Raw genomic sequence first — 23,421 nt, 5'->3', positions numbered from 1 at the left:
TCGTTTCTTTTATGCTGTGTTATTTTGCTTTTGCACGTAGCTTTGCGGCAATATTACGGCAACCCTTCGAAAACGCCTCTGTTTCACCAATTCCGAAAAAACTGTATCAGTCTATAAACCCTTATACATCAACGGATTTCAGGCATCTGTATCACTTCTTACAATCAACGCGACATTTTCTATATGTGTCGTATGCGGAAACATATCCACCGGCTGCACCTCCACCGTGCAGTACCCGCCATCCTCCAGCACACGCAGGTCGCGCGCCAGCGTCGACGGGTTGCACGAGACGTACACCACGCGCTCCGGCCGCATCGCGAGGATCGTCTCCAGCAGCGCGGCGTCGCAGCCTTTGCGCGGCGGGTCGACGACGATCACGTCAGGCGCGATGCCCTGACGCTTCCACTCGGGGATGACAACCTCCGCGCCGCCGACCTCGAACCGCACGTTGCGGATCTCGTTCACCAGCGCGTTGCGCTTCGCGTCCTCGATCGCCTCCGGGACGATCTCGACGCCGTACACCTCGCGGGCCTTCTGCGCGAGGAAGAGCGAAATCGTGCCGATGCCGCAATACGCATCGATCACGATCTCTTCGCCGCTCAGCCCGGCATAGTCCAGCGCCTTCCGGTACAGCACCTCGGTCTGAACCGGATTGACCTGGTAGAACGAACGCGCCGAGATCGCGAAGCGGATATCTCCGATCGTATCGTAGATGACCTCGCTGCCCCAGAGCACCCGCGTCTCGTCGCCGAAGATCACGTTCGTCTGCTGCCGGTTGACGTTCTGGCAGATGCTCCGCACGTCCGGGATCGCCTCACGGATCAGCCCAATCAGCTCATCGCGGCGCGGAATGTCGCGGCCGTTCGTCACGAGCACGACCATAATCTCGCCCGTGTTTAAGCCGTAGCGGGCGATGACGTGGCGCAGCAGCCCTTTGCCCGTCTCCTCGTTGTACGGCCGGATACCGAGCTCGCCGGCGATCCGTTTGACCGCCGCGACGACGGCGTCGTTGTTCTCGTGCTGGATCAGGCACGCCTCCATGTCGATAATCCGGTGACTGCCCTGCGCGTAGAAGCCGCCGATCAGACCGCCTTCTTCGCCCGCGGCGAGGCCGATCGGCACCTGCGCCTTGTTGCGGTACCGCCACGGGTCGCTCATGCCGAGCGTCGGATGCACGACGATGCCCTCAGCCATCGTGCCACCGCTCCCAGCTCCCACGCCTGCATCCGCCACAGCCTCCATCTCGGCTGCACCGCTCTCCGCCCTAGCTCCGGCCACTCGCAGCTTTCCGATCCGCTCCAGATTGTCGATAACAAGCTGGCGCTTCCAGCGGAGCTGGGCGTCATAGCTCAGGTGCTGGAGCTGACAACCGCCGCATTGCTTGTAGATCGGACAGGGCGCGTCGATGCGGTCCGGGCTTGCCTCAATAATCTCCAGCAGCTTGGCGTAGCCGTACTGCTTCTTCACCTTGAGCACCTTGGCCCGTACTTTTTCGCCGGGCAGGGCGCCCTGAATAAAAAGGGTAAAGCCGTTCACACGGCCTACCCCTTCTCCGTCATGCCCCAAGCCGATAATGTCGGCGATATATTCTTCATTCTTCGCGACGGGCAGGCCGCTGAGATCGGCAGCGGGCGCGCCCGGGCGTCGTTTATTCTTCCTGTTCATGTTCGTCCACTCCGGGTCTCGTTTTCCATGGCAGCTTCATCAGGTTGATCGGAGGCGACTTGTACGTCGACTGGCCCGTCTCGTCGATGAAGATGTGCAGATGCTGCGGCAGGTTCGTGAACATGCACGGCAGCGTGCCGCCCAGCTCCCCGTCCAGGTTCACCTGCACGTAATCGGGGGACGTCACTTGAATTTGCTTCGTTTGAAGGTAGATCAGGTTCGGGTCGGACAAATGCTCGCCGCGCAGCGCCAGCGAGACGACGCGGATGAACTCCGCGAGGTTGCATTTGCGCAGGATCAGCACGTCGAACAGGCCGTCGCTGAGCGACGCGTCCGGCGCCAGACGCTCGAAGCCGCCGACGGAGTTGCTGTTCGAGATGAGGAAGAGCATCACTTCCTCGTGCATCTCCACCTCCGCCGTCTTGATATACAGCTCGATCGGGCGGAGCCGCGGCAGCTTTTCCAGCCCTTTCATATAGTAGGCCATCTGGCCGATCATCGTCTTCAGCTTGCTCGGCACCTCATAGGTCAGCTCGGTCAGCGATCCGCCGCCGGCGATGTTGATGAAGTAGCGCTGGTTCACCTTCCCGACGTCGATCACCCGCGCGTGCTGGCGCAGAATAACGTCCACCGCGCCTTCCCAGTTCCGCGGAATGTTCAGCGCCCGGGCGAAATCGTTCGTCGTCCCGAGCGGCAAAATCCCGAGCGGCGGCCGGTTCGGCTTCTCCGCCAAGCCGTTGATCACCTCGTACAGCGTGCCGTCGCCTCCGGCCGCGATGACGATGTCGAATCCCCGTTCCACCGCCTCTGCCGCCGCGAGCGTCGCGTCGCCTTCCCCGATCGTCGCATGCGTGCTCGTCTCCAGCCCGCCGCGTTCCAGCCGCTGCAATATTTCCGGCAGCCGCTTCTTCATTTCCTCCCGGCCGGAGGTCGGATTGTATATGAGCCTTGCCCGTTTGACTGGCTGTGCCATTCTCTCTCTCACCCGTTCACATAAGAAATCGTATGAAAGCATTTTTGACCATGGGTCGTCTGACCGCAAAAAACGGCTAAAGCCGCGTTCGCGCTCCGTCCTTCACCGGATCGACGAAAGGCCTGATCTGCCGCTCGATCCACCGGGAAATGCCGGGATGCGGCAGCAACGCTTCTCCGTTGTACCGATACGAATAACCCTGCAGACGCTCCGGGATGACCTCTTCGGTAAAATACCCTTCGCTCAGGAACAGCGGCGCCACAATGACCGTATGCTCCGGCTTGCGCTTCCGCCAATGCTCCATCCGGTCCGGAATCTGGTTGGGCAGCAGCATCGCCGAAGCCGCTTCGTCGAAGCCGCCGAGCCGCTTCAGGCGCTCCGCCAGCCGCTCCAGTCCCCGCCTCCATCGCTGATGGAAGCCGTTCTCGATGCTCCCGTGACCGACGAGCAGCACCATTTCGCGGGCCGGGTCCGTTGACAGCGCTTTGATTTTCGCATAGACGATCTCGGCGATTACCGGGTCGTCGTCGATCGGCGTCGTCAAGTGAATGCGCGCCCGGATGGCGAACGGCTTCATGTCCGTCGGCAGCTGCGGCGCCTTCTTGGCGCCCAGCGCATACGCAATCTCGTCGATATGCGTGCTGCCGGACGAGACGAAGAGCGGAACCACAACGATATTCGTCACGCCGAGCGACTCCAGGTGCGTGATGCCGTCTTGGATCAGGCGTCCTTCCACAATTTCCAGAAAGGAGGAAAAGACCGGTATTTCTGCAGGGACCTGTACCGCGCCGACCGCTTCGTCCACCAAGCGGACCCACGACTCGCTCCGGGATCCGTGACTTATCACTAATATACCGTATTTTACCACACCGTATCCCTCCCGGGTGAAAAAGATCGTGTCCCGCAGCGCTGTCTTCCGGCCGCACGAACACGAAAAATCCCACTCCACCGGCCCGGCGAGAAGGATTTGTTCGAGTGCTCCGTTGTAATCGAGTCCGGACGCGGTAAGAGGTAACGTTCGGTTTACCTTCCCAGGCGCTCCAGCGTCATTTTATAGCCGTCGTTGCCGTAGTTCAAGCAGCGTTTGACCCGCGAGATCGTCGCCGTGCTGGCGCCGGTCTCCGCTTCAATCTGGTTGTAAGTATTGCCCTTGCGCAGCATGCGGGCAACCTCCAGCCGCTGCGACAGCGACTGGATTTCGTTCACCGTGCACAAGTCGTCAAAAAACACATAGCATTCCTCTATATCCTTGAGTGTCAGGATCGCCTCGAATAACTGGTCGATCGCTTTATCATTCAACTTTTTCAGCTGCATTACGAATTTTCAACCCCTTGATGGTCTGCTAAGATCGATGAATTCCAAAGTCCATAACCTATTTCGACGTCAGGGAGTGAAATCCTCCCTTTAAGTTAGCAAAACGTTGCTATTTTTATGCGGTGACGAGCTAAACCGAAACTGGGCAAAAATCATAAAAACCGTGACAGGAGTCCAATCCAACCATTCGCCCACCACATACAGTATACTAGGAAACCGCCTATAGAGGAAAGTGCGACAAGGTGAACTTTGCGACATTACTATGAATAAAAGGGTTGTGAAACAATGAGCTATCCAAGACAAATGATTGGCAATCGGGGCATGGCGCCCTATCCGCGAGCCGTTACGTACGCGCATCCGCATGCCAGGCCCCAAGTGTACGCTCCGGGCCAGCAAGTATTTACGCGCAGTCTTACGCCCGCTGCAGGGATGGGCGCGGGCAATCCTTACGGGGATTTCAATGAATTCGGCGGCAACTCGCTGGCCTTGCAGCCGGCGGCCGAGCAGGAAGGCGGCGGTCTTTTCTCCTCGCTGTTCGGAGGAGGAGGCGGCGCAACAGACACAGCGGGAGGCGGCGGCTTTAACGTCGAGCAGATCAAAGGCGTCATCGACAAGCTCGGTGGTGTGGAAGGCATCGTCGAAACCTTCAGCAAAATGCAAAAGATGGTGCAGAGCGTTCAGCAATTCGCCCCGATGCTGAAGGTGCTGTTCAATTCCTTCGGCAAAAAGAACGATAAGGCCGCCGCCAAGAGCGGAGGCAACAGATCCTCTTCCGGCAGAAGACGACGCAGGCGCAGGGGAACGACGCAGGGCCGCAGAAGGTCGCGCAGATAGCCGCCGGGCTTGCGACGGCCGCTGGCCGCTTTGCTGGAAAAAGGTTAAAACCGGCTGTGCCTGCCGTAGGAATACGGTGGGGCGCAGCCGGTTTTTGGCTTATGTCTGCGCTGCGCCGCAGATCCGTATACTTATCCGCGGACATATCCACGCTAAGCTAAGCACAAACTTTTGCCATTCCGCCGAATTATTGCTAAACTAAGATAAGTAGTATACATCACGTAACCACCTAACCATTGTATAGATAAAATCGCAAAGGATGTGGAAAACGCATGCTGTTCACTTCTTACCCGCTGCAAAAGCTGACGCTCAAAAACCGGATCGTCATGTCGCCGATGTGTATGTATTCCTGCCTTGATGAAACGGGCCGCGTCACGGATTGGCACAAAATCCATTATCCGGCCCGCGCCGTCGGCCAAGTCGGGCTCATCCTCGTAGAAGCGTCGGCCGTCACGCCTCAAGGGCGCATCTCGCCTTATGACCTCGGCATTTGGAGCGACGACCAGGTGCCGGGCCTGCGCGAGCTGACCGGGCTCGTGCACGGACAAGGCTCCCATATCGGCATCCAGCTTGCCCATGCCGGGCGCAAAGCCGTGCTGGACGGGCCTATTGTGGCGCCGTCGGCGATTCCGTTCGACGACAAGTCGAAAACGCCGGAAGCGATGACCGCGCGGCAGATCGCCGAGACCGTCGAAGCGTTCAAGGCGGCCGCCGCGCGGGCGAAGGAAGCGGACTTCGACGTCGTGGAGATCCATGCCGCGCACGGCTACCTGATCAATGAGTTTTTGTCGCCGCTGACGAACCGCCGCGAGGACGAATACGGCGGAGACCGCGACGGCCGTTACCGGTTCCTGCGCGAGGTCATCGACAGCGTCAAGACCGTGTGGGACGGACCGCTGCTTGTCCGCATCTCCGCGCACGATTACCATCCGGAAGGCCTCACGCCGGAAGATTACGTCTACTACGCCCGTTTGATGAAAGCGCAGGGCGTCGACTTGATCGACGTCAGCTCCGGCGCCGTCGTCGGCGGCCCGCCCAAGGTATATCCGGGCTACCAGGTTCCGTTCGCAGAGCTGATCCGCCGCAGCGCGGACGTGCCGACGGGAGCCGTCGGCTTAATTACGCAGGCTGAGCAGGCGGAGGAAATTCTGCAGAACGGCCGCGCCGATCTGATCTTCCTCGGCCGCGAGCTGCTGCGCGATCCGTTCTGGGCGCGCACTGCCGCCAAGCAGCTGCGCACGGAGCTTGCCCCGCCCAAGCAATATACGCGCGGCTGGTAAGCCTTAGCCCAACCGAACCGCCAAAAGCCGGCCGGCTCCCGCGACGCTATATGCTCGTCGCAGGACCGGTCGGCTTTTTTCTCATGCTGATCTACGATCCAGCTGTTTATATGGAACAGGCGCGTCAAGCTTCGAAGACGGTGTGCGGTCCGGCCGAGGCGACGGCAGACCCGCCCGCCGCCAGGGAGCGTCCCCGGCTGTCCAAGCAGTTCTCATGGCTGCATTCGCTGTAATATACCGTAACCTTCCGCGTATCCTGCGTACCGATGATTTGATGGCAATGCTTGCACAGAATCGTCCCGAGGTGCATTTCCTTCTCCGTTACACGAGGGCTTCTTTCCACGCTTCATCGCTCTCCTTTTTCATGGTTTCGGAAACAATTTTCGCCAAATCCATTACCCGGCTCGCATACGCCCATTCGTTATCGTACCAAGCCAGCACTTTGATCTGATCCCCGGCTACCATCAGCGACTGGCCGTCTATGACCGCCGATTGATCGCAGCCGATAAAATCCGAAGAGACGAGCGGCTCGTTGCTGTAGCCCAAATAGGGGGCCATCGGGCCTTCCGCAGCTTGGCGGAACGCCGATTGTACTTCCTCCAGCTGAACCGGCCGCTTCACCTGTACGGTGAGGTCGACCAGCGAGACGTCCGGCGTCGGGACGCGGACGGAGATGCCGTTCACGTGCGGCGCAAGATGCGGCAGCACGTCGACCAGCGCTTTGCCTACGCCCGTGCTTGTCGGAATGATCGACTGCGTGCAGGCGCGCGCGCGGCGCAAATCGGAATGCGGATTATCCATATGCTTCTGGTCGTTCGTGTACGAATGAACGGTGGTCATCCAGCCGTTCTTCACCTGAAACGCTTGATCCAGCACGTGCAGCACGGGAGCGACGCAGTTGGTCGTGCAGGACGCAGCAGACAGCAGCGTGTGCTCCTTGGCGTTGTAGCGGTCGTCGTTGACGCCCATGACGACCGTCAAGTCCATGCGCTTGCCCGGCGCCGTAATCAGCACCTTGCTTGCGCCCGCCGTCAGATGCCGCGAAGCGCCTTCCCGGTCATTGAACTTGCCTGTCGCGTCGATGGCCAGATCCACGCCGAGGTCTTTCCACGGAATGGCCGCCGGGTCGCGCTCGAATACGATGCGGATGCGCTTACCGTTAATGATCAGATCGTTTCCTTCCTCGCGGATATCGGCCTTCCATGTTCCATGTATGGTGTCATATTTGAGCAAATGGGCAATCGTGCCCGCGGGGTATAGTGAGTTAATCGCTTGCAGGCCCATCCCGTTCTCATCCGTATCAAAAGCGCGGCGAACCAGCAATCTGCCGATCCTTCCCATCCCGCTTACGCCAATCGTTCCTGTCATTCCGGTACCCCTCCCAAGCTTGCTGTTGGTTTTGCAACGTCTATATATAATGTATAACATATAATTAAATAGTACACAATAAATATTTTCATTACATTTTTGTGACGACATATAATCCGACACGGAAAGCCTAATCCAACCATAAGCCGACAAACAAAAAAAGCTGCCCGCGGCAGCTTTTTTCGACTCATAACAATCTATTCATGATTCCTCATCCATACCATCCGGTACTCTTCCGCCGACGTCGCTTCGTCGATCATTTCCGCTTCGATGCGGAAGCCTTGCTTCTCATAGAAGCGGACGGCGCGCTCGTTCTGGCGGTACACCTGCAGCCGGATCGCGGTCCGGTCTTGTTTTACATGGTCGAGCAGCCCTTTGCCCAGCCCTTTCTTTTGATGCCTGCTGTCGATAAACAAGGCGGCCAAATAATCGTCCACCATGGAAACAAACCCTGCGACGTGTCCGTCTTCCTCGATCACAATCGTATCCGCCATCGGCAAATACTTCGTCTTCATCTCTTCCGCATTCGCCCGCCAATATTGCGCATCAATAAACGGATGGGCGGTCAACGATTCTTGCAGCCACAGCTCAACTAATATATCGATATCTTGGGGATTGCTCGGTCTGATTTTGCTCATTCGGATCACTTCACTCCTGCTTGTTCGTTTGTCATCAATCATTCGTATAGCGACGATACGCATTCTTTCCCGGGAAAAAGCCTGCGGCTAGCAGCTATCGCTTGTTCCGGTCCCTATACCAGCGCACCAGCTCCCGTGCCTCCGGCTCCGGCAGCCCCGCCAAGCGGAAAAAGGCCCCCCGTCCGCTCGACGCCACGGCAACTCGCAAGGTGGACAAGCCTAGCCTGCGCTGAAGCGGCCCGGTCTCCACGCTGACGGACTGCACCCGCGACAGCGGGATGACCGCCGTCGTCTTCGCCAAGCGGCGGAAGCGAATGACGAGCAGCCGGCCTTCCCGGCTCCAGCCCGCGCTCCGATACCTCCACCATTGCCAGATCATGACGGGCGGGCACAGCAGCAGTCCGGCATAAGCCCACGGGGCGATCAAACCGGCGGCTATAGCAGCCAGCGCCAGCACGAGCGGAGCAGGCAGCGCATAGCACCACAGCGCCCGCCGCGGCAGCGCATGGTGCTCCGGCGAAGCCGGGACCTCGAACTGAGGCGTCATCCGCTTCACGAATTCGCCGAGCTCTCGATTGCGGAGCAGCGGGAATAAGTGCGCGTTCTCCCCCTTTTGCGCGCCATAGCCGACGGTTTCCGCATAAATCGCCGAAAAGCCGAAAAGCTGCCACAGCGGCTCTTCCACGATGCGGATCGCCTGAATGCGGCGGAGCGGAACGGTCACCTGACGGCGTTCCAGCAAGCCTCGGGTCAGGAGCAGCTTGTTTTCTTTTCGCGTGATCGTAAAGTTTGCGAACTTCAAGATGGACACGATCGTCGAAATCATCCACGCCAGCAGCAAAATGCCCAAGGCGAACAAAGGGATCATCGCCGCATCGAGCGCGTTCCACAAATACCGATACACGTGAAAGTCCGGGAACATCTCGTCCAGCTTGCTCATGGCCGCCGTCAGCAAAGAAACGGACACCCCGAATCCGCCGGTGGTCAGCGCCGCTACGAACAAGCTTCCGGCGGGAAGCTTGTAGGTCATCCGCAGCTTGGGAGGCTCGCTCCCGGCAGGTACGGCCCCGGGCTGCCCTTGCCCTTGAGGCGCTTTCCCCGGCTCCAGCATGCTCCGCAGCCGCGCGGCCTCCCCGCGGGCAAGCGCCGGGAACACCGCCTCCGGCTTCTGGCCTCCGGCGGTCTGCACCTCGACGCGGACAAGCCCGAACAACCGGTGCAGCACCCCTTCCGTCAGGTCGACGGACTGGATACGCTCCAGCGGAATGAACGATTTCTTTTGTACGAATACGCCCTGTATCACCTTAAGCTGCCCGTCCGACACTTCGTACCGGAACCGGCGCCAGGACAAAAATCCCCATACGATGGAGCCCGCCAGTGCAACCAAGCTCCACCCGACCTGAAAATAAATCGGAGCCCCTGTTCCGGAATGCGAATGCTTGGATAGGAGAATGACGAGCAGCGGTACAATGAGTCCTTTGACGATTTGAAGAGAGACCAGTACGGCGGCAAACGGGTGGAGCCTTCCACTAGAGGTCTTCATACTAGAGGTCTTCATGGGACACCTTGGCCAGCTCCGCAATCCGCACGCGCAGCGCTTCCGCCGTCTCGCTGGTCAGCGCGGGGATCTGGTGGCTGCCCGCCGCCGTGGAGAACGTAATGCCGGATAGCCCGTAGGCCCGCAGCAGCGGACCTTGATTCGTATCGACATGCTGGATGCGCACCATCGGAATGAGCGTTCGCTTGACGAACATGACCCCTTGCTGCAGCATAATTTCGTCTTCCCGCACCTCGTAACGCCACCGTTTCCAGCGCAGCTCAGGCATGACGAGAACCGTCAGGACGATTTCCGCCAGCACGCCTGCCGCAAGCACGACGGGAATACACCCGGGCCAATGAAAACGATGCGCGAGATAGAATAAGACGGCGGCAAGCAGGGCGGAGACCGCCGAAGCGATGAATCCGCTCCATCTCCAGACGATGATGGCTTTGCGGTCGATTTGTTCCTGCGGCTCGATCATTCGATTCACTCCAATACGCGGCGAAACGCTTTATCGTTTTATTATCGAACAAACGGCGCCGCTCTGCAACAGCGCCCGCCCGAACGTCCTCCTTTCATCCCCGCGAGCAGGCTTGGGTGAATCCGAAGGTGCAAGCCAGCCAAGCTGCCCGGATTGGTCATACCGGTCCGGTCGTGCCGGGACGGGCCTTCGCCGCCTCTTCTTGGAGCAGCCCGGCCAGCTTGCGGTCGGTCTCCCCCTCGGGGAGCGGACGATACAGCGTCAGCTTCAGATCCGGATCGTCATAAAGCTGGAACGTAATATGCTCCATGATCAGCGTTCCTGCCTTGGGATGCCGCATTTCCTTTCTTCCGATCCGCGTGCCGAAAACGTCATGTCTCGGCCACCATGTGCGGAACTCCGGACTAAGCTCGGTCAGCTCCTCGACCAATGCCTTGAACCACGGTTCACCGACGAACCGGCTGCATGTCGAACGGAATTGCGCCAGCAGCCGCTGTGCGTGGTCTTCCCAATCCGCCAGCAGCGCCCGGTACGCAGGTGAAGCAAAGCAGCGCCAGATGGCGTTCCGCTCTTTGTCGTTCATCCGGTTAAAATCGCCGAATACCACGCACGCCGCTTGGTTCCATGCGATGACGTCCCAATGATGATCGGTGACGTAAGCCGGGCAGTCGGCAAAGTGGTCTATGAAATTTTGCAGCACGGGATGCGCTTTATCTTTAGGGGATATGGGGGCTTGGGCCGGCGGCAGCTGCTGATGCGCCAGCAGGAACAGGTGGTTCCGCTCCTCCACGCTCAAGCGAAACACCTGGGCGAGGCTTTCCAATACTTCGGCCGACACATGGATGTCTCTTCCCTGCTCGAGCCACGTATACCACGTCAGTCCTACTCCCGCCAACTGGGCCAGCTCTTCCCGCCGAAGTCCTTTGGCTTTGCGCCGGGGGCCTGTCGGCAGTCCGAAATCCGCGGGCAGCAGCCGGCTTCGGCGCGACTTCAGAAAATCCCCCAGTTCCTTTCTCCTCTCCTGATCTTGACGAATCACAGGGCTTTCTCCTCCCAAAACCGTTACTCCGAATACTAGGATAAACAAGAATCTATTTAGATGATTGTAGTTCCTATAACATGGCGTTGTAAAGAATCTATCCACCGGACAAGGAGGTGATTCGGATGAAAGCTTCCTTTGCTGAAGCGGCGCAGCGCTCCCTTCTGACACGAGGCCTGGTGTTTCTCATGGCTGTGACCTGCGGTTTTACCGTAGCCAACGTGTATATCAACCAGACGCTGCTGGTGAGCATGGCGTACACGTTCCGGACGACCGAGGTACAGATCGGACTTGTGGCCACGCTGGTCCAGATCGGCTATGCGCTTGGCAATCTGTTTCTCGTACCGCTCGGAGACCGGGTGGAGCGGCGGCGGCTGATCATCTCGCTGCTTGGTCTCGTCAGCCTCGCCTTGGCGTTAGCCGCGCTGGCTCCGAGCGCAAGCTGGCTCATTGTCGCCCATCTGCTGATCGGTGCGACGACCGTTATTCCGCAAATCGTCTTTCCCTGGGCCGCGGAGCTGGCCGACGTCCGGCAGCGCGGCAACGTGCTCGGAAAGGTCGCGATCGGACTCATCTGCGGCATTTTCGGCGCCCGGCTGCTAAGCGGAATTGTAGACGCCCAGCTCGGCTGGCGGGCGATGTACTGGATTTCGCTCGCCTGCATGCTGCTGCTCATCGGCTGGGTACGCTGGAAATTTCCGAGGAGCAAGCAATCCGCCGCTTTGACGTACGGAGCGCTTTTGCGGTCGTTGGGGCCATTGTTTTGGAAGGAATCCGTCCTGCGGCAAGCTTGCTTGAGTCAAGGGATGGTGTTCGGCGCGTTCAGCGTATTTTGGACCACGTTGGCGTTCCTGTTGAAATCGCCCGCGTATTCGCTAGGCAGCGAATTTGTAGGTATCGTGGGCTTGATCGGATTCGGTGGAGCATTTGCCTCGCCTGTCGTCGGACGCATCATCGACCGCAAGGGCGCCTGGGTTGCCAACCTGCTGTGCCTGCTGGTCGTTGCGGCTTCGTTCCTGCTTCTGTCGTTTTCAGGCAACCGGCTGTCGGTCCTGCTGCTCGGCGCGTTCCTGCTCACCGTCGGCACCCAAGCGAATCAAGTCGCTTGCCAAGCGCGGATTTTTGCGCTGTCCGCCGAAGCGCGCAGCCGTTTGAACGGCTTGTACATGGTCTCGACCTTTCTGGGCGGCGCGGCCGGCTCCTATCTCGGAGTACTGGCGTGGAGCCACGGGCAATGGAGCATGGTGTGCCTGACAGGGTCGCTCATGGTTGCCGCCTCGTTCGGGGGACTGGGCAGTCGCCGGTGCAATCAAGCGGCTGGGGCGAGAGCCGCCGAAGAAAGCAAGTAAAGCCTTCATGGAACAATAAACGGTGAAAAGGAGTTTACCAACATGTCGTCTTCCCAAGATCACACGTATCAAAGGGGCCTGGATATTTTAGCCCAAATCGATAAAGAAAACTATCAGGCTGTTGTCGACAGCTTCAAGCATTCCCCCGCTCCCGATCTGGGAAGGCTGGCGGTCGAATTCAATTACGGACAGTTGTTTTCCCGTCCCGGGTTGGACTTGAAGTCCCGCTTGCTCGCCTCCGTCGCGGGCTTGACGGCGCTGGGGAATACGCAGCAATTGCGGTTTTATATCAACGGAGCGCTTAACGTCGGCTGGACCGAGGAAGAGATCGTGGAAACAATCCTGCAGATGATCATCTATGCCGGGTTTCCGGTGGCGCTGAACGCGATCTTCACGGTCGCTCAGGAGGTGTTCGAAAGCAGGAGAGCAAGAAGAGACGGTAACGGTTAGAGGCAAGCGGCGGAATAATGAGGCGAATGAGGATCAGCTGAGTGAAGGCGGTGAAGATGAGCTAAGCGTACGCGAATGAAGATGAGTGAGCTAAGCATGGGCTAATGACAAGGACGAGCAGGGATAGGCGACGGCCAAGCGGAACTGGACTGGAATGAGTGACGGGCGGCGACCGGCGGGTACGGGCAGGGACCCCCAGGGACGCACAGTTTGCGGTCAAACCTCTGCAAGAACTTTTGCCGTCATCCGTGAAGCCTGCGTCTGACATCGCCTGACGCAATGTGAGTATAACGAAAAGACCGCTGCGACGGCTGAAACCAGCATTTTCGCGGCGGTCTTTTCTTGTGGCTAGGGGATAGGGAGAGTTAAGCGTTCGCTTTCCCTTTAATCGCTTCGAGCGGCTTGTGGTTGCCGTATTTCGGATACTCGCGCGTCGTCGGGGCGGCCCATTGGGCGGCGTTGCGGATGACGCGGCGCACCTGCTCGTTGTAATAGGTCGGGTACGTTTCGTGACCCGGACGGAAGTAGAAGATTTTGCCTTGGCCGCGATGGAACGTGCAGCCGCTGCGGAATACTTCCCCGCCCTCGAACCAGCTGACCATAATCAGCTCGTCCGGCTGCGGGATGTCGAAGTGCTCGCCGTACATTTCCTCGGCCGGCAGCTCGATATATTCGCCGATGCCTTCAACGATCGGATGGCCCGGGGATACGACCCAGATGCGCTCTTTCTCGTCGGCTTCGCGCCATTTGAGGTCGCAGCCGGTGCCCATGAGCTTTTTGAAAATTTTCGAAAAATGCCCCGAGTGCAGCACGATCAGCCCCATGCCGTGCAGGACACGCTGATGCACGCGCTCTACAATCTCATCCTGAACGTCGCCGTGCGCTTTATGACCCCACCAGATCAGGACGTCGGTGTTGTTCAGCTTGTCTTCGGTCAACCCATGCTCCGGCTCGTCCAGCGTCGCGTAGGCTACTTCGAAGTCCGCGCCCAGCCCCTCGCCGATTGCCGTGTGAATGCCGTTCGGATATACGGAACGCACGATCTCGCTTTCTTTTTCATGACGGAATTCGTTCCATACGGTAACGCGCAGTTTTTGGCTCATGAGAGTCCCTCCACCTTGGAATTGAAGCTTTTCTTACAGTATAGTGAATCCCTTTGCAAAAAGATATTCCCAATCCTGTTTCGTCTGTATGCAAAACTGCCATCGATACTGCTTTCGTGATATACTGAATTGCGGAATATGCCTAGCGAGGCTATAAATCGATCTATTCAAAAATGGCTTGTCCCAATCGTACACTTGGAAGCGAGGTGCGCCGGCGCACTTATGAAAACCGTCGTCGAAATGCCAATGGAAACGGCCAGCGAGGAGGAAGTTATTTACCAGAACCCGCTGCTGTTCTTAAAAATATGGGAAATTTGCTCGGATTCGCCCTACCACGGCCTCTCGGACAAATGCCGGTGGCATTACCACAAGGAAGTGGAATTTCTAGCCATTATCGAGGGACGGCTCGGTATCCAGACGAAGCACGAGTACACCGTCATCGGTCCCGGCGATCTGATCATACTTGGGTCCTCGCAGCTTCACCGGACGGCCAAGCTTGATCCGGGGCTGCTTCGCTATATCGTGTTCCAGGTCGATTTGTCCCAGCATTTCGACCAGAGCACGATGCCTTACCTGCACTGCTTCTCGGAGCTCACGCAGCCGCTGTGGAAGCTGAATTATATTTTTCGCGACAATGAGTCAGCCCGGCGGGAAGCCTACGCGCTTATTATGGACATCTTCGAGGAGTCCCAAAGCCGGATGCGCGGCTACGAGTTGGCCATCAGCGCATCGATCAAGCGGCTGATGCTGCTGCTCATGCGAAGCGACACGGAAGGCGTGCTCGGCGGCGCGGAGGAAACCGAGCTGATCCGGCTCCGCCCGGCGCTCGATTACGTCGACCGGCATCTGAGCGAGAAAATCGCCGTGGAGGACATGTGCGGGCTGCTGAACCTGAGCTACCACTATTTCATCAAGTATTTCAAGAAGGTCATAGGCCTCTCCTTCGTCGATTACGTCAACTACAAGCGCGTGAAAAAAGCCGAGCGCCTGCTGTTGACGCGCGATCTGAGCATCGTCGAGGTCGGCTTCGAAGTCGGCATCCCCAACATGGCCCAGTTCTACAAGCTGTTCAAGCGGCACAATCACTGCTCGCCGAAGGAGTTCAAGCAGCGGATGCGCGGCGAAGCCGGAGTCGGCGTGAGCGAAGCCGCGCCGCAGGCATAGGCGGTGGGACGCAGATGGGGCGGAGCACTGGTGACGGGACAGCGGCTGGCGACGGGACCCTGCTGGACGAGCGGGCGCACAGCCGCGAGACGCTGCACCTCGCGGCCGTCGCAGTCAGAAGTGATGCAACGTTATGGCGGGACGCGGGCTGGCGACGTAAACAGGGCGGGTGTAGCTGGGCGTAACAGGCAGCGTAACGCTAAGCTCGCAGCCGTCATGATTGGCGGGTGCACAACGTCGTGACAGGGAGGTATCATCGCAGTCCCCTGACTAAGTTGAGGGTGCACGGCCGACCACACGTCGGTACAACGCGTCCGCTAGTATTTTGAGAGTCCCCCATATTCCTCTCCCATACTCTGCGTGCCTTCGACACGACTCACTTCCTGCCTCGAACGGTGAACAGCCCGGCCTAAGCGCAAAGCATTAGGGGCCCAAGTGTACATGCGAACCGGGGTGCGCGGCTAAGAGGGCCTTCCACAAAAGGTTCCATCCAAATAGAGGAACTCAAGTAACTTATTCTCCACGAACTAGAGGGTTCTGCAAAAATAGAGGAAGTACACTTCCTCTATCGGACTCCATCCTCACCGCATTCACATTTTTCGACACGTATAGAGCATCTCAGTTCCTCTACATTTCGGCGATCGGCCAAAAGCGACCAATAGCGCATCTCAGATACTCTATCTGTTCACCCTCTACTGGAAACTAGCTCCCGCTACAAAAACATCGGCTTCCCATGCGGATTCAGCAGGTAAGAGCGAACGCGCAAGGTGCCCGAAGCCGGCACAAGCACCTGTCGCTTCAGGAGGCCCTGCAGCAGTTCCCGCGCATACCGCACGCTTACGCCCAAGTGCTGACTCATTTCGGCAGGGGTCACCCGCCGCTGTTTATGAACGAGCAAGCGCACAATTTCTTTTTCCTTCAGGGTCAATGCCACCGGTAAGCTCTCGTCCCCAAACCACCTGCCCATCAGCTGCTGGATCATTTGCTGGCAGCGTCTCGGTTTCTCCTTCATATCGTCGTAAGCAAAACGAAACACCTTCCAATCGTCGATCACCAAATGGTTCTGCCTGACAAGCTGGTCGGCAAACTGCCAGCGGCTCGCGTCCCGGCTGTGCGGACCATAGCCGTCGATTTCGAAGCATACTTTGAACGGCGGGCGCAGGTAGGCAAAATCCAAGTAACGGGTTCCATCCTTGAAGTCATGAACCTCAAACTCCGGATGCAGGTGCTCAAAACGTCCGACCGCTGGCCACCACACTTCCTGCAAAAACAGTTTCTCCGCATGCCCGTGCCCCTCCTTTAACCGCCGCAGTCTCTCGCCCGTGGCCGAAAGCACATGTGCATGCCAAAAAGCATCGTAAGCGTCTTGAAATCTCATCCCCCAAGCTCACCTCCGGAAAAATAAAAACCGCCCGATCTCCATTACCGGAGATGAGCGGTGTGTGCTTCACAACCAAATCATATGCCTTATCATAACGAATCGGGCAGGAACAAGCAAGTAATGTTTGTCGAGTCCCGCCCTCCTCTTCGCCTTAAAAAATCCGGCTCTGCCAGCCGAGCAGCTTTGCGATAGCTTCCACGTAGTAATAATCCCCGTAAATCAAGGAGACGTCGATATTCTGGCCGGCCGGCTTGTTGCCCGTGCCCGCGAGCAGAATGCCCTCGTGCTCGGGACGGTCCCACGTCGCGTAATGCTGCGTCAGCGAGAGCAGGATGCGCTCCGCCGCGCGGCGGTAAACCGCGCCTTCAACTCCCGGGAGCGCAGCGCCCAGCTCGATCAAGCCGGAAACGGCGCACGTTGCCGCGGACGTATCGCGCGGCTCGCCGTCGAGCGGGTCGGCGGCGCGGAAATCCCAATGCGGCACGTGATCGTCCGGCAGGCAGGCCAGGAAGTAGTGCGCCACCTGCTGCGCCGCGTGCAAATACCGCTTGTCGCCCGTGTAGCGGTACGTGTTGGCCATGCCATGCAGCGCCCACGAAGCGCCGCGGCTCCAGGACGAGTCCGGCGCGTGGCCTTGGCCGCCAAGCGGCTCGATCAGCTCGCCCGTCTGCGGGTCGAAGCTGAGAATATGGTTCACCGAGCCGTCAGGACGGATGAACTTATCCACTACCGTATCGGCATGCGCTCTGGCGATATGCCCGAAGCGGGGATCGCCGGTCTCCTGCGCCGCCCAGAACAAGATCGACAGATTCATCGACGAATCGACGATCGACCAGCCGATTTTATCTTGATTCCACGCGCGCAGGAAATTGCCTGCCATGTTAAACCGTCCGGCCAGAAAGTTCGCCGCCTGCAAGCCGCGGCGCTTGGCGTCCTTGTCCCCGGTCAGCTTGTACTTGATGACGGAGGTGGGAAGAAACTGGAACCCCACATCATGATGGAAATTGTTGTCTTGAATCGTTTTTTGCTCGAACTTTTCGTCCCAAGGCCATGCCGCCTCCCGGTAATGCTCTTTTCCGGTCATCTCGTACATGATCCACAGAATGCCCGGCCAGAAGCCGGCCGTCCACCAATCCAGCCGCATATCGTCATACAGACCGTCGGCTTTGGCCACGTGCGGCGATTTTTCTCCAAGCTGCCCGATCATCCGGTCCACTTTCACCTGTAAAGCGTCCCAAATCGCCGGGAGCGCCGCCTTCAGATCGGACGCTTGCGCCCATTTGCTCGTATCGATCGCAGTCATGCGTGAAACTCCTCCTCTGGAATTAAATCGTAATAAACGCCGTAGCCATCCCTTCACACGCCGCACTGATCACCGACACCCGCGGATGCCCTTCTCCGGACTTGCCACTGCTGACGGAAAGCGACGCGGCCGGACCCCCGGCCGTTACAAAGTCCGTGACCGAGATGCCCGCCGGCAAGCCGCCCTGCGGATCGACGTAGATTCCGGCCCGCCCCGTGGCCAGCTGGACCAGCCGCGAACCGCGGATCGTGCCGAGACCGTCCAACAGCCGGCCGTCGCCCGCAAGACCGAAGCGGACGAAGCTCGCCGCATCGGGGCAGAACACGCCCTGGGCATCGTATGCCCTTGCTTCCACATAGACCCGTCCGTCCGCCTGCGGCTCGGCCGTCAGCCGCAGCTCTGCCGGGGCTCCCCAGACCGCCGTCTGGTATTCGAAGGTCAGCTCGTCTTCCACGGTAACGCCGTCTTTGACCGCAACGACCTTCACATGGTTCGTCCCCGCTTCCAGCGCCGTCTCCCAACGCAAGCCCGCCGCCGGGAAATTTTGCGAATCGCGCTGCTTCACGCCGAGGCTCCGGCCGTTCAGGAACAGCTCCGCCTCCACGCAGTTGGAGTACACCTTGATCGTCTTCCGCTCGCCCGGAGCGCCCCAGCGTACCGGCATGGAATGTCCATAGATGCGGACCATCGGCTTCGCCGCCCAATACGATTGGAAGACGTAATAAGCTTCTTTTTTCGTAAAATCGCGCTCGACGATCCCCTTCATGTTCAAATAAGGAATCGGCGAATCCGGACGCACCGGCGTCGCAAAATCTTTAAACGACCACTGCGCCGCCCCGGTCAGCCAATCCATGTCCTCCTGCGACTTCAAATACCAGTCGATCATTTCGCAAAAATACGTCTCCGACCAATCGCCGTCCCGGGAGACGCGCGGTTCGCCGCCGGTCAGCAGGTAATCGCCGTCGCGCTCGTCCGTCGTGCCGTCGCCGCGGGGAATAAATTCGAAGCCCGTGAACGTCTTCTCCACATGCCGGGTCGGCAAATTGTCCGCGCCCCATTCCATATGGAAGAACGAGCGCACGTTCTCGAACGCCGTACGGCAGCTCGCTTCGTAATCGGTGTAAATGCCGCGGTACCAGCCCGCCCAGATGGAAGGCGAATACACGTCGACGATATCTTTGCAGAACTCGCAGCGGCGGATCGAGGTCAGCCGGCCCGGATCGAGCTTATGCGCCAGATCGTGGAGCTCCTTCATGAACCGGCGGATGTCTTCCTGATCGAAATAATCGAAATCGCATTCCCAATCGTTCTCGTTGCCGAGGCCCCACAGAATGATCGACGGATGATTGTAATGCTGTTCGATCATCGCCGTCAGCATATCCCGGCACTGCTGCCGGTAGCTGTCGCCGCCAAGACCGCCGCGGCACCATGGGATTTCTTCCCAGACGAGAATGCCGAGCTCATCGCACAGCTCCAGCACGATTCGCGACTGCTGGTAATGGCCGAGGCGGATGAAGTTCGCCCCCATCTCCTTGATGAGCTGCATCTCGTACCGGATCATCTCCTCCGTCATCGCCGGTCCGACGCCTGCATGATCCTCATGCCGGTGCGTGCCGCGCAGCAGAAGCCGTTCGCCGTTCAGCTTGAACGGGCCGTGCTCGACGAACTCGAAATACCGAACGCCGAACCGTTCCGCAAGCTCCGTCTCGCCGTGCACGCTCTCCGCCCGGACACTGCAGCCGTACAGGTACGGATCGTCCGTGCTCCACAGGTGCGGACCGGCCAGCTCGTAAACCGCCAGCTCCTTGTCGCCCTCCCAAGGCAAGCAGCTCACGCTTGACTCCGCAAGCACGGCGCCTTCGCGGTCCGTCAGCCGGATCGTCAGCTTGAGGCTCTCCCGCCGCGCGTCCGGATTGTATAACCTGGCTCGGACCTTCACGGTACAGACCGGCTTCCCGTCCCCCGCCGCCAAGCGGCTCGTATCCGCTTCCACATGAACCCGGGCAAGCGAGACGGCCGGCACATACACGAGATTCAAATAGCGGTAAATGCCCCCATACAGGTTAAAATCGCTCGCGTCCGACGGAATCGTCTCCAGCTCCCGGCTGTTGTCGCACGCGACCGCCACCGGGACCAGGCCTTGGTACCGCTCGATGCCCGCCGCTTCGGCCGCTGCCTCGGTGATGTCGACCGTGAACTCGTCATAGCCCCCGAGATGCGAGCCAACCTTGCTCGTATACACATAGACATCCGTACGCTGTCCGGCGCCTTCGAAATGCAGCAGCGTCCGCCCGTTCGGATAAGGATTGTTCACCGCCAGCTTCGTCCGGTACCAGCCCGGCCCCTGATAATATTTGCCGTCGGGGTCCATGACGTCGAGCGCATTGTACGTATGCGGCAGCTCCACCTTGTGCCAAGGCACATTGTAGTGATTCTGGAGCTTGTCGGCCCGCCATACTTCCCACGGACCGCCGAGGCTGCCCCGGTAATGCTCCCATGCTTCGATTAATCGCTGTTTGATCATTGTGAGGCCATCCCTTTCGAGCCAATAAAGTATGCCTTCAGCATAACAAAAAAAACGCCCGCATAGTTTGGCGCTCTTATGATAAAATGTTGCTATATTACGGTGGAGGCCTCCGCACATGAAGCAAATGAACTATTTGAATCTGAATCGTCATCCGGTGCAGCTTTCGTTTTACAAAGACCGGACGAACGAGTTTGTCGAAATCTACCACGCGCATCAGGGGATGGAGCTTTTATATGTCCATGAAGGGCAGGGAACTGCCGTTGTAGAACAACAAATTTTCCAGATGTCTCCCGGCACGATCTTTTGCTTCAAGCCGTTTCAGCTCCATCGCATCCGGATCGGCGAGCTGCCCAAGCAGCCGTATGTGCGCTCCTTGTTCGTCTTCGAACCCGCCGTGCTCGACGAGACGCTCGCTCCGTTTCCCGGGCTTCGGTTTTTTTTCCAAGCGCTGTGGAAAGACCCGTTGGCCCCCCAAGTATACCGGACGCCGGACCCAGCCGCCATGGACGCGCTGCTCCGCTCCCATCTTACCCGCCTTGCGCCCAGGGAGGACGCCGAGCTGCTGCTGGAAGAGCAGCTGCTGTTTCTGACCGCGTTCGTACATCACTTGAAATCGGCGGCGGAACCGGCCGGCTCGCCGCTGACGGAACGTCCTGCACTGCCTAAAGCATCGGCCACCGCCGAGAAGATCATGGCTTGGATCGAAAAGCATTACATGGAGCCCTTCGAGCTGGAACGGCTCGCACAGGAGATTCATTTGTCCCCGAATCACGTATCCGCCGTCTTCCGGCAATCGGTAGGCAGCAGCATCACCGAATATTTGACCGCGCGCCGCATCCGGCAAGCGTGCTGGCTGCTGCGGACCACCGACAAGCCGGTGCAGGACATCGGCCGGGCGGTCGGGCTTGGCAACTTCTCGTATTTTTGCCAGCTGTTCAAGAAGCAGGTCGGCCTCACGCCGAACCGGTTCAGACAGGAACCGCATGGTGCGGACGGCAAATGGAAACCTTGATCTTTTGCTGGGTGTACCGGGCTACGTCTCTGCTCACTCCTGATTGGTGGCTTTCCTGTTCCTTCCATGCTATACTTTAAAAAGGCTCACGAGCCTGTTGACTCTAACGAATTTCGAGGTCATTTCTTTATGTGCATCCAAATGTGCGTCCAGTTCATGCGTTTACGGTAATATGAGGTACAGAACACGTATTCCCGGCTAAAAAAGCTTTTGGCCTGGGTTTATTTGTGCTGTACCTTTTTCATTCCCATCAAACGAATGAACGAGGTGCATATTTGTCATGCCGAAAAACAAACCTACGTCCCGTCAAACGGGGCGTTCTGCCCATGCCAACTTTTCAGGCCAACACCTGATCCGCGATAAATCGCTTGTCCGCCGCATGATCGAGCTTGCCCGGCTCTCGCCCCAGCCGCTTGTGCTGGATATTGGGGCGGGAGCGGGTGCACTGACGATTCCGCTCGCCCAAGAAGGCTGGCGGGTGCTCGCCATCGAGAACGACCCCCTTTTCGCCCGGAAGCTCCGCGGCAAGCTCGTAGAAGCGGAAGGCATCCGGCTCGCCGAGGCCGACTTCCTGGAAATGCCGCTTCCCCGCAAGCCTTTCGGCGTCGTAGCCAACATCCCTTTTGCCATCACGACGGCGGTGCTCGGCAGGCTGATGGATCATCCCGCCGTCCCGTTCCGGCATGGCGTGCTGATTATCGAGCTCGGGGCGGCCCGCCGGTTCACGGCCGATCCGGTCACGCAGGCGCGCATCCTGGGATGGCGCATGCAGTTCGATCTGAAGCTCGCCGAGCCAGTGCCGCCCGACCGCTTCTCGCCCCCGCCCCGGGTGCAATGCGCGATCTTGACCGTGCGCCGCAAAAAGGAACCGCTCGTGCGGCCGAGCGACCACGCCCGCTTCATGGGGCTCGTCACGCAGGCGCTCCGGGTGCCCGCCGCCCCGTTATACGGCGCGCTCGGGCCCTGGTTCACCCCGGCGCAGCTCAAGCATCTCGTCAAGCTGCTGCGGGTGGACCGGAGCGTGCCGGTCGGCGTCTTGAACGAGCGGCAGTGGGCCGACGTCTTCGAGACGATGATCCGCTATGTCGAGCCTTACCGCTGGCCCAAAGCATGCGGCTCATCCAGGCGGTGAGCGCCTGCCCTTCGGATTGCCAAAGAAGAAAACCCATCGAGGTATGACATTGGCAATTTTGCCAATACTACGAACGTCGTTCGAACCGGCTGGAAACAGCCGGTTCCTCATGAAACCACCGAAGGGAGAAGCTACAATGGCTCGACAATCCGCAGTTCGCGGCGGAATGGGGACCAACTGGTTGACGGACCCGGATATCCCGTTTTCCCGCAACATCATCCTGCAGCTGCTGCTCGCTGTCTTTGTTGTCTTTTGGATTGTCATGGCGATCTCGCCGACTGACCGGATCCAATGGCTGATGGAAAACCTTCTTGTTGTTGCGGCTTTTTTCACCCTGCTGTTTACGTACAAAGCTTTCCGCTTCTCGAATCTATCTTATTTGCTGATTTTTTTATTCCTTTGCGCACATACCTTCGCGGCTCACTATACGTATCAGAATACGCCGGTCGATCAGTGGCTGAAAGCTTCGTTTCATCTGCAAAGAAGCTACTTCGACCGGGTCGTGCACTTCTTGTTCGGCCTGCTTCTTGCCTACCCGCTCCGGGAGCTGCTGACCCGGGCTGCAGGTCTGCGCAATTTCTGGTCTTACGGTATTCCGGTCATGGCGATGCTCGGATTCAGCGCGTTGTTCGAAAACGTGGAAATGGGGGCCGCTCTCGTGGCCGGACAAGCCGGAGCCGATTATCTCGGGCTGCAGGGCGATGTATTCGACACGCAGAAGGATATGAGCTTGGGCTTTGCCGGGGCTCTGATCTCCATGATCACTGTTGCGATCATCCTGCGAAAAACGAAACGCACAACGCCCACGCGTTCCTGATTCAGCGCTCTGCTGCGGAGACGAGGCCGTCTTCTCCGGCTCCGCCCCGCT

At 58.8% G+C, this 23,421-nt stretch carries 22 protein-coding genes; 8 read left to right on the top strand and 14 right to left on the bottom strand.

Going from position 1 to position 23,421, the window contains the following annotated elements; all coding sequences use genetic code 11:
* Positions 1–138: 138 nt before the first annotated feature.
* From rlmD to PEH01S_RS06250, 4 genes are all read right to left on the bottom strand, one after another.
* On the bottom strand, positions 139–1,665 hold the full coding sequence (gene rlmD, locus PEH01S_RS06265; RefSeq protein ID WP_174807106.1) for a 23S rRNA (uracil(1939)-C(5))-methyltransferase RlmD: 1,527 nt from the start codon (positions 1,663–1,665) through the stop codon (positions 139–141).
* Positions 1,649–2,638 (bottom strand): diacylglycerol kinase, encoded by a 990-nt coding sequence (locus PEH01S_RS06260; RefSeq protein WP_025845300.1) that lies wholly within the window; start codon positions 2,636–2,638, stop codon positions 1,649–1,651. The genes rlmD and PEH01S_RS06260 overlap by 17 nt, the downstream gene beginning before the upstream one ends.
* A 76-nt stretch (positions 2,639–2,714) precedes the next feature.
* Entirely contained in the window at positions 2,715–3,506 is a 792-nt protein-coding gene (locus PEH01S_RS06255; RefSeq protein WP_127484281.1) for a sirohydrochlorin chelatase, read from the bottom strand.
* A 155-nt stretch (positions 3,507–3,661) separates the two neighbouring features.
* Positions 3,662–3,952, bottom strand: a complete 291-nt coding sequence (locus PEH01S_RS06250; RefSeq protein WP_010494821.1) for a YerC/YecD family TrpR-related protein — start codon at positions 3,950–3,952, stop codon at positions 3,662–3,664.
* Positions 3,953–4,237: 285 nt separating this feature from the next.
* Between PEH01S_RS06250 and PEH01S_RS06245 the strand changes: the two genes are divergently transcribed.
* Both PEH01S_RS06245 and namA read left to right on the top strand, forming a co-directional pair.
* Positions 4,238–4,786 carry a hypothetical protein gene (locus tag PEH01S_RS06245; protein WP_127484280.1) on the top strand — a complete coding sequence of 183 codons (549 nt, stop codon included), beginning with the start codon at positions 4,238–4,240 and terminating at the stop codon, positions 4,784–4,786.
* 272 nt (positions 4,787–5,058) lie between these two features.
* Positions 5,059–6,066, top strand: a complete 1,008-nt coding sequence (gene namA / locus PEH01S_RS06240) for an NADPH dehydrogenase NamA (protein WP_127484279.1) — start codon at positions 5,059–5,061, stop codon at positions 6,064–6,066.
* A gap of 124 nt (positions 6,067–6,190) precedes the next feature.
* On the opposite strand, the gene PEH01S_RS06235 is transcribed toward namA, so the two are convergent.
* From PEH01S_RS06235 to PEH01S_RS06210, 6 genes are all read right to left on the bottom strand, one after another.
* The gene (locus tag PEH01S_RS06235; RefSeq protein WP_127484278.1) at positions 6,191–6,409 is read right to left on the bottom strand and encodes a GapA-binding peptide SR1P; all 219 of its coding nucleotides are present in this window, start codon (positions 6,407–6,409) and stop codon (positions 6,191–6,193) included.
* Positions 6,388–7,434, bottom strand: a complete 1,047-nt coding sequence (gene gap / locus PEH01S_RS06230; protein ID WP_127484277.1) for a type I glyceraldehyde-3-phosphate dehydrogenase — start codon at positions 7,432–7,434, stop codon at positions 6,388–6,390. Before gap ends, PEH01S_RS06235 begins: the two co-directional genes overlap by 22 nt.
* A gap of 197 nt (positions 7,435–7,631) precedes the next feature.
* Positions 7,632–8,072, bottom strand: a complete 441-nt coding sequence (locus tag PEH01S_RS06225; RefSeq protein WP_025845309.1) for an N-acetyltransferase — start codon at positions 8,070–8,072, stop codon at positions 7,632–7,634.
* 94 nt (positions 8,073–8,166) lie between these two features.
* The gene (locus PEH01S_RS06220) at positions 8,167–9,615 is read right to left on the bottom strand and encodes a PH domain-containing protein (protein ID WP_025845310.1); all 1,449 of its coding nucleotides are present in this window, start codon (positions 9,613–9,615) and stop codon (positions 8,167–8,169) included.
* A 1-nt stretch (position 9,616) separates the two neighbouring features.
* Positions 9,617–10,093 carry a PH domain-containing protein gene (locus PEH01S_RS06215; RefSeq protein ID WP_025845311.1) on the bottom strand — a complete coding sequence of 159 codons (477 nt, stop codon included), beginning with the start codon at positions 10,091–10,093 and terminating at the stop codon, positions 9,617–9,619.
* A gap of 157 nt (positions 10,094–10,250) precedes the next feature.
* Positions 10,251–11,129: a helix-turn-helix transcriptional regulator gene (locus tag PEH01S_RS06210; protein WP_051570150.1), complete on the bottom strand. Its 879-nt coding sequence runs from the start codon at positions 11,127–11,129 to the stop codon at positions 10,251–10,253.
* Between the two features lie 128 nt (positions 11,130–11,257).
* Here PEH01S_RS06210 and PEH01S_RS06205 point away from each other — a divergent pair, with 128 nt between their 5' ends.
* Positions 11,258–12,481, top strand: a complete 1,224-nt coding sequence (locus PEH01S_RS06205) for an MFS transporter (protein WP_127484276.1) — start codon at positions 11,258–11,260, stop codon at positions 12,479–12,481.
* Between the two features lie 42 nt (positions 12,482–12,523).
* A complete protein-coding gene (locus PEH01S_RS06200) occupies positions 12,524–12,931 on the top strand; it encodes a carboxymuconolactone decarboxylase family protein (protein ID WP_025845317.1) in 408 nt (135 codons plus the stop codon).
* Positions 12,932–13,296: 365 nt separating this feature from the next.
* Here PEH01S_RS06200 and PEH01S_RS06195 read toward each other — a convergent pair whose 3' ends face one another.
* Positions 13,297–14,034: a ThuA domain-containing protein gene (locus tag PEH01S_RS06195; RefSeq protein WP_025845318.1), complete on the bottom strand. Its 738-nt coding sequence runs from the start codon at positions 14,032–14,034 to the stop codon at positions 13,297–13,299.
* 222 nt (positions 14,035–14,256) lie between these two features.
* On the opposite strand from PEH01S_RS06195, the gene PEH01S_RS06190 reads away from it, so the two are divergent.
* The gene (locus PEH01S_RS06190) at positions 14,257–15,198 is read left to right on the top strand and encodes a helix-turn-helix domain-containing protein (RefSeq protein WP_127484275.1); all 942 of its coding nucleotides are present in this window, start codon (positions 14,257–14,259) and stop codon (positions 15,196–15,198) included.
* Between the two features lie 712 nt (positions 15,199–15,910).
* Here the strand turns inward: PEH01S_RS06190 and PEH01S_RS06185 are convergent.
* The 3 genes from PEH01S_RS06185 to PEH01S_RS06175 form a co-directional block, all read right to left on the bottom strand.
* On the bottom strand, positions 15,911–16,576 hold the full coding sequence (locus PEH01S_RS06185; RefSeq protein ID WP_127484274.1) for a DNA-binding response regulator: 666 nt from the start codon (positions 16,574–16,576) through the stop codon (positions 15,911–15,913).
* Between the two features lie 154 nt (positions 16,577–16,730).
* A complete protein-coding gene (locus PEH01S_RS06180; RefSeq protein ID WP_174807105.1) occupies positions 16,731–17,882 on the bottom strand; it encodes a glycoside hydrolase family 88 protein in 1,152 nt (383 codons plus the stop codon).
* A 22-nt stretch (positions 17,883–17,904) separates the two neighbouring features.
* Complete coding sequence (locus PEH01S_RS06175) at positions 17,905–20,406, bottom strand: glycoside hydrolase family 2 TIM barrel-domain containing protein (protein ID WP_127484273.1); 2,502 nt, start codon at positions 20,404–20,406, stop codon at positions 17,905–17,907.
* 118 nt (positions 20,407–20,524) lie between these two features.
* Between PEH01S_RS06175 and PEH01S_RS06170 the strand changes: the two genes are divergently transcribed.
* The 3 genes from PEH01S_RS06170 (at position 20,525) to PEH01S_RS06160 (ending at position 23,370) form a co-directional block, all read left to right on the top strand.
* Complete coding sequence (locus PEH01S_RS06170; protein WP_127484272.1) at positions 20,525–21,421, top strand: AraC family transcriptional regulator; 897 nt, start codon at positions 20,525–20,527, stop codon at positions 21,419–21,421.
* Between the two features lie 280 nt (positions 21,422–21,701).
* A complete protein-coding gene (locus PEH01S_RS06165; RefSeq protein WP_127484271.1) occupies positions 21,702–22,553 on the top strand; it encodes a ribosomal RNA small subunit methyltransferase A in 852 nt (283 codons plus the stop codon).
* Positions 22,554–22,689: 136 nt separating this feature from the next.
* On the top strand, positions 22,690–23,370 hold the full coding sequence (locus tag PEH01S_RS06160; RefSeq protein ID WP_084159413.1) for a DUF2238 domain-containing protein: 681 nt from the start codon (positions 22,690–22,692) through the stop codon (positions 23,368–23,370).
* The last annotated feature ends 51 nt before the right edge of the window (positions 23,371–23,421 follow it).

This window comes from Paenibacillus ehimensis NBRC 15659 (assembly GCF_004000785.1).
GTDB lineage: Bacteria > Bacillota > Bacilli > Paenibacillales > NBRC-103111 > Paenibacillus_G > Paenibacillus_G ehimensis.
This window is presented reverse-complemented; position numbering and strand designations above follow the sequence as displayed.

Bases quoted from the DNA above. Each gene is read 5' to 3' on its own strand.
- rlmD (WP_174807106.1), bottom strand. From the start codon at position 1,665: ATGAACAGGAAGAATAAACGACGCCCGGGCGCGCCCGCTGCCGATCTC.
- PEH01S_RS06260 (WP_025845300.1), bottom strand. From the start codon at position 2,638: ATGGCACAGCCAGTCAAACGGGCAAGGCTCATATACAATCCGACCTCC.
- PEH01S_RS06250 (WP_010494821.1), bottom strand. From the start codon at position 3,952: ATGCAGCTGAAAAAGTTGAATGATAAAGCGATCGACCAGTTATTCGAG.
- PEH01S_RS06245 (WP_127484280.1), top strand. From the start codon at position 4,238: ATGAGCTATCCAAGACAAATGATTGGCAATCGGGGCATGGCGCCCTAT.
- namA (WP_127484279.1), top strand. From the start codon at position 5,059: ATGCTGTTCACTTCTTACCCGCTGCAAAAGCTGACGCTCAAAAACCGG.
- gap (WP_127484277.1), bottom strand. From the start codon at position 7,434: ATGACAGGAACGATTGGCGTAAGCGGGATGGGAAGGATCGGCAGATTG.
- PEH01S_RS06225 (WP_025845309.1), bottom strand. From the start codon at position 8,072: ATGAGCAAAATCAGACCGAGCAATCCCCAAGATATCGATATATTAGTT.
- PEH01S_RS06220 (WP_025845310.1), bottom strand. From the start codon at position 9,615: ATGAAGACCTCTAGTGGAAGGCTCCACCCGTTTGCCGCCGTACTGGTC.
- PEH01S_RS06215 (WP_025845311.1), bottom strand. From the start codon at position 10,093: ATGATCGAGCCGCAGGAACAAATCGACCGCAAAGCCATCATCGTCTGG.
- PEH01S_RS06205 (WP_127484276.1), top strand. From the start codon at position 11,258: ATGAAAGCTTCCTTTGCTGAAGCGGCGCAGCGCTCCCTTCTGACACGA.
- PEH01S_RS06200 (WP_025845317.1), top strand. From the start codon at position 12,524: ATGTCGTCTTCCCAAGATCACACGTATCAAAGGGGCCTGGATATTTTA.
- PEH01S_RS06195 (WP_025845318.1), bottom strand. From the start codon at position 14,034: ATGAGCCAAAAACTGCGCGTTACCGTATGGAACGAATTCCGTCATGAA.
- PEH01S_RS06190 (WP_127484275.1), top strand. From the start codon at position 14,257: ATGAAAACCGTCGTCGAAATGCCAATGGAAACGGCCAGCGAGGAGGAA.
- PEH01S_RS06185 (WP_127484274.1), bottom strand. From the start codon at position 16,576: ATGAGATTTCAAGACGCTTACGATGCTTTTTGGCATGCACATGTGCTT.
- PEH01S_RS06180 (WP_174807105.1), bottom strand. From the start codon at position 17,882: ATGACTGCGATCGATACGAGCAAATGGGCGCAAGCGTCCGATCTGAAG.
- PEH01S_RS06175 (WP_127484273.1), bottom strand. From the start codon at position 20,406: ATGATCAAACAGCGATTAATCGAAGCATGGGAGCATTACCGGGGCAGC.
- PEH01S_RS06170 (WP_127484272.1), top strand. From the start codon at position 20,525: ATGAAGCAAATGAACTATTTGAATCTGAATCGTCATCCGGTGCAGCTT.
- PEH01S_RS06165 (WP_127484271.1), top strand. From the start codon at position 21,702: ATGCCGAAAAACAAACCTACGTCCCGTCAAACGGGGCGTTCTGCCCAT.
- PEH01S_RS06160 (WP_084159413.1), top strand. From the start codon at position 22,690: ATGGCTCGACAATCCGCAGTTCGCGGCGGAATGGGGACCAACTGGTTG.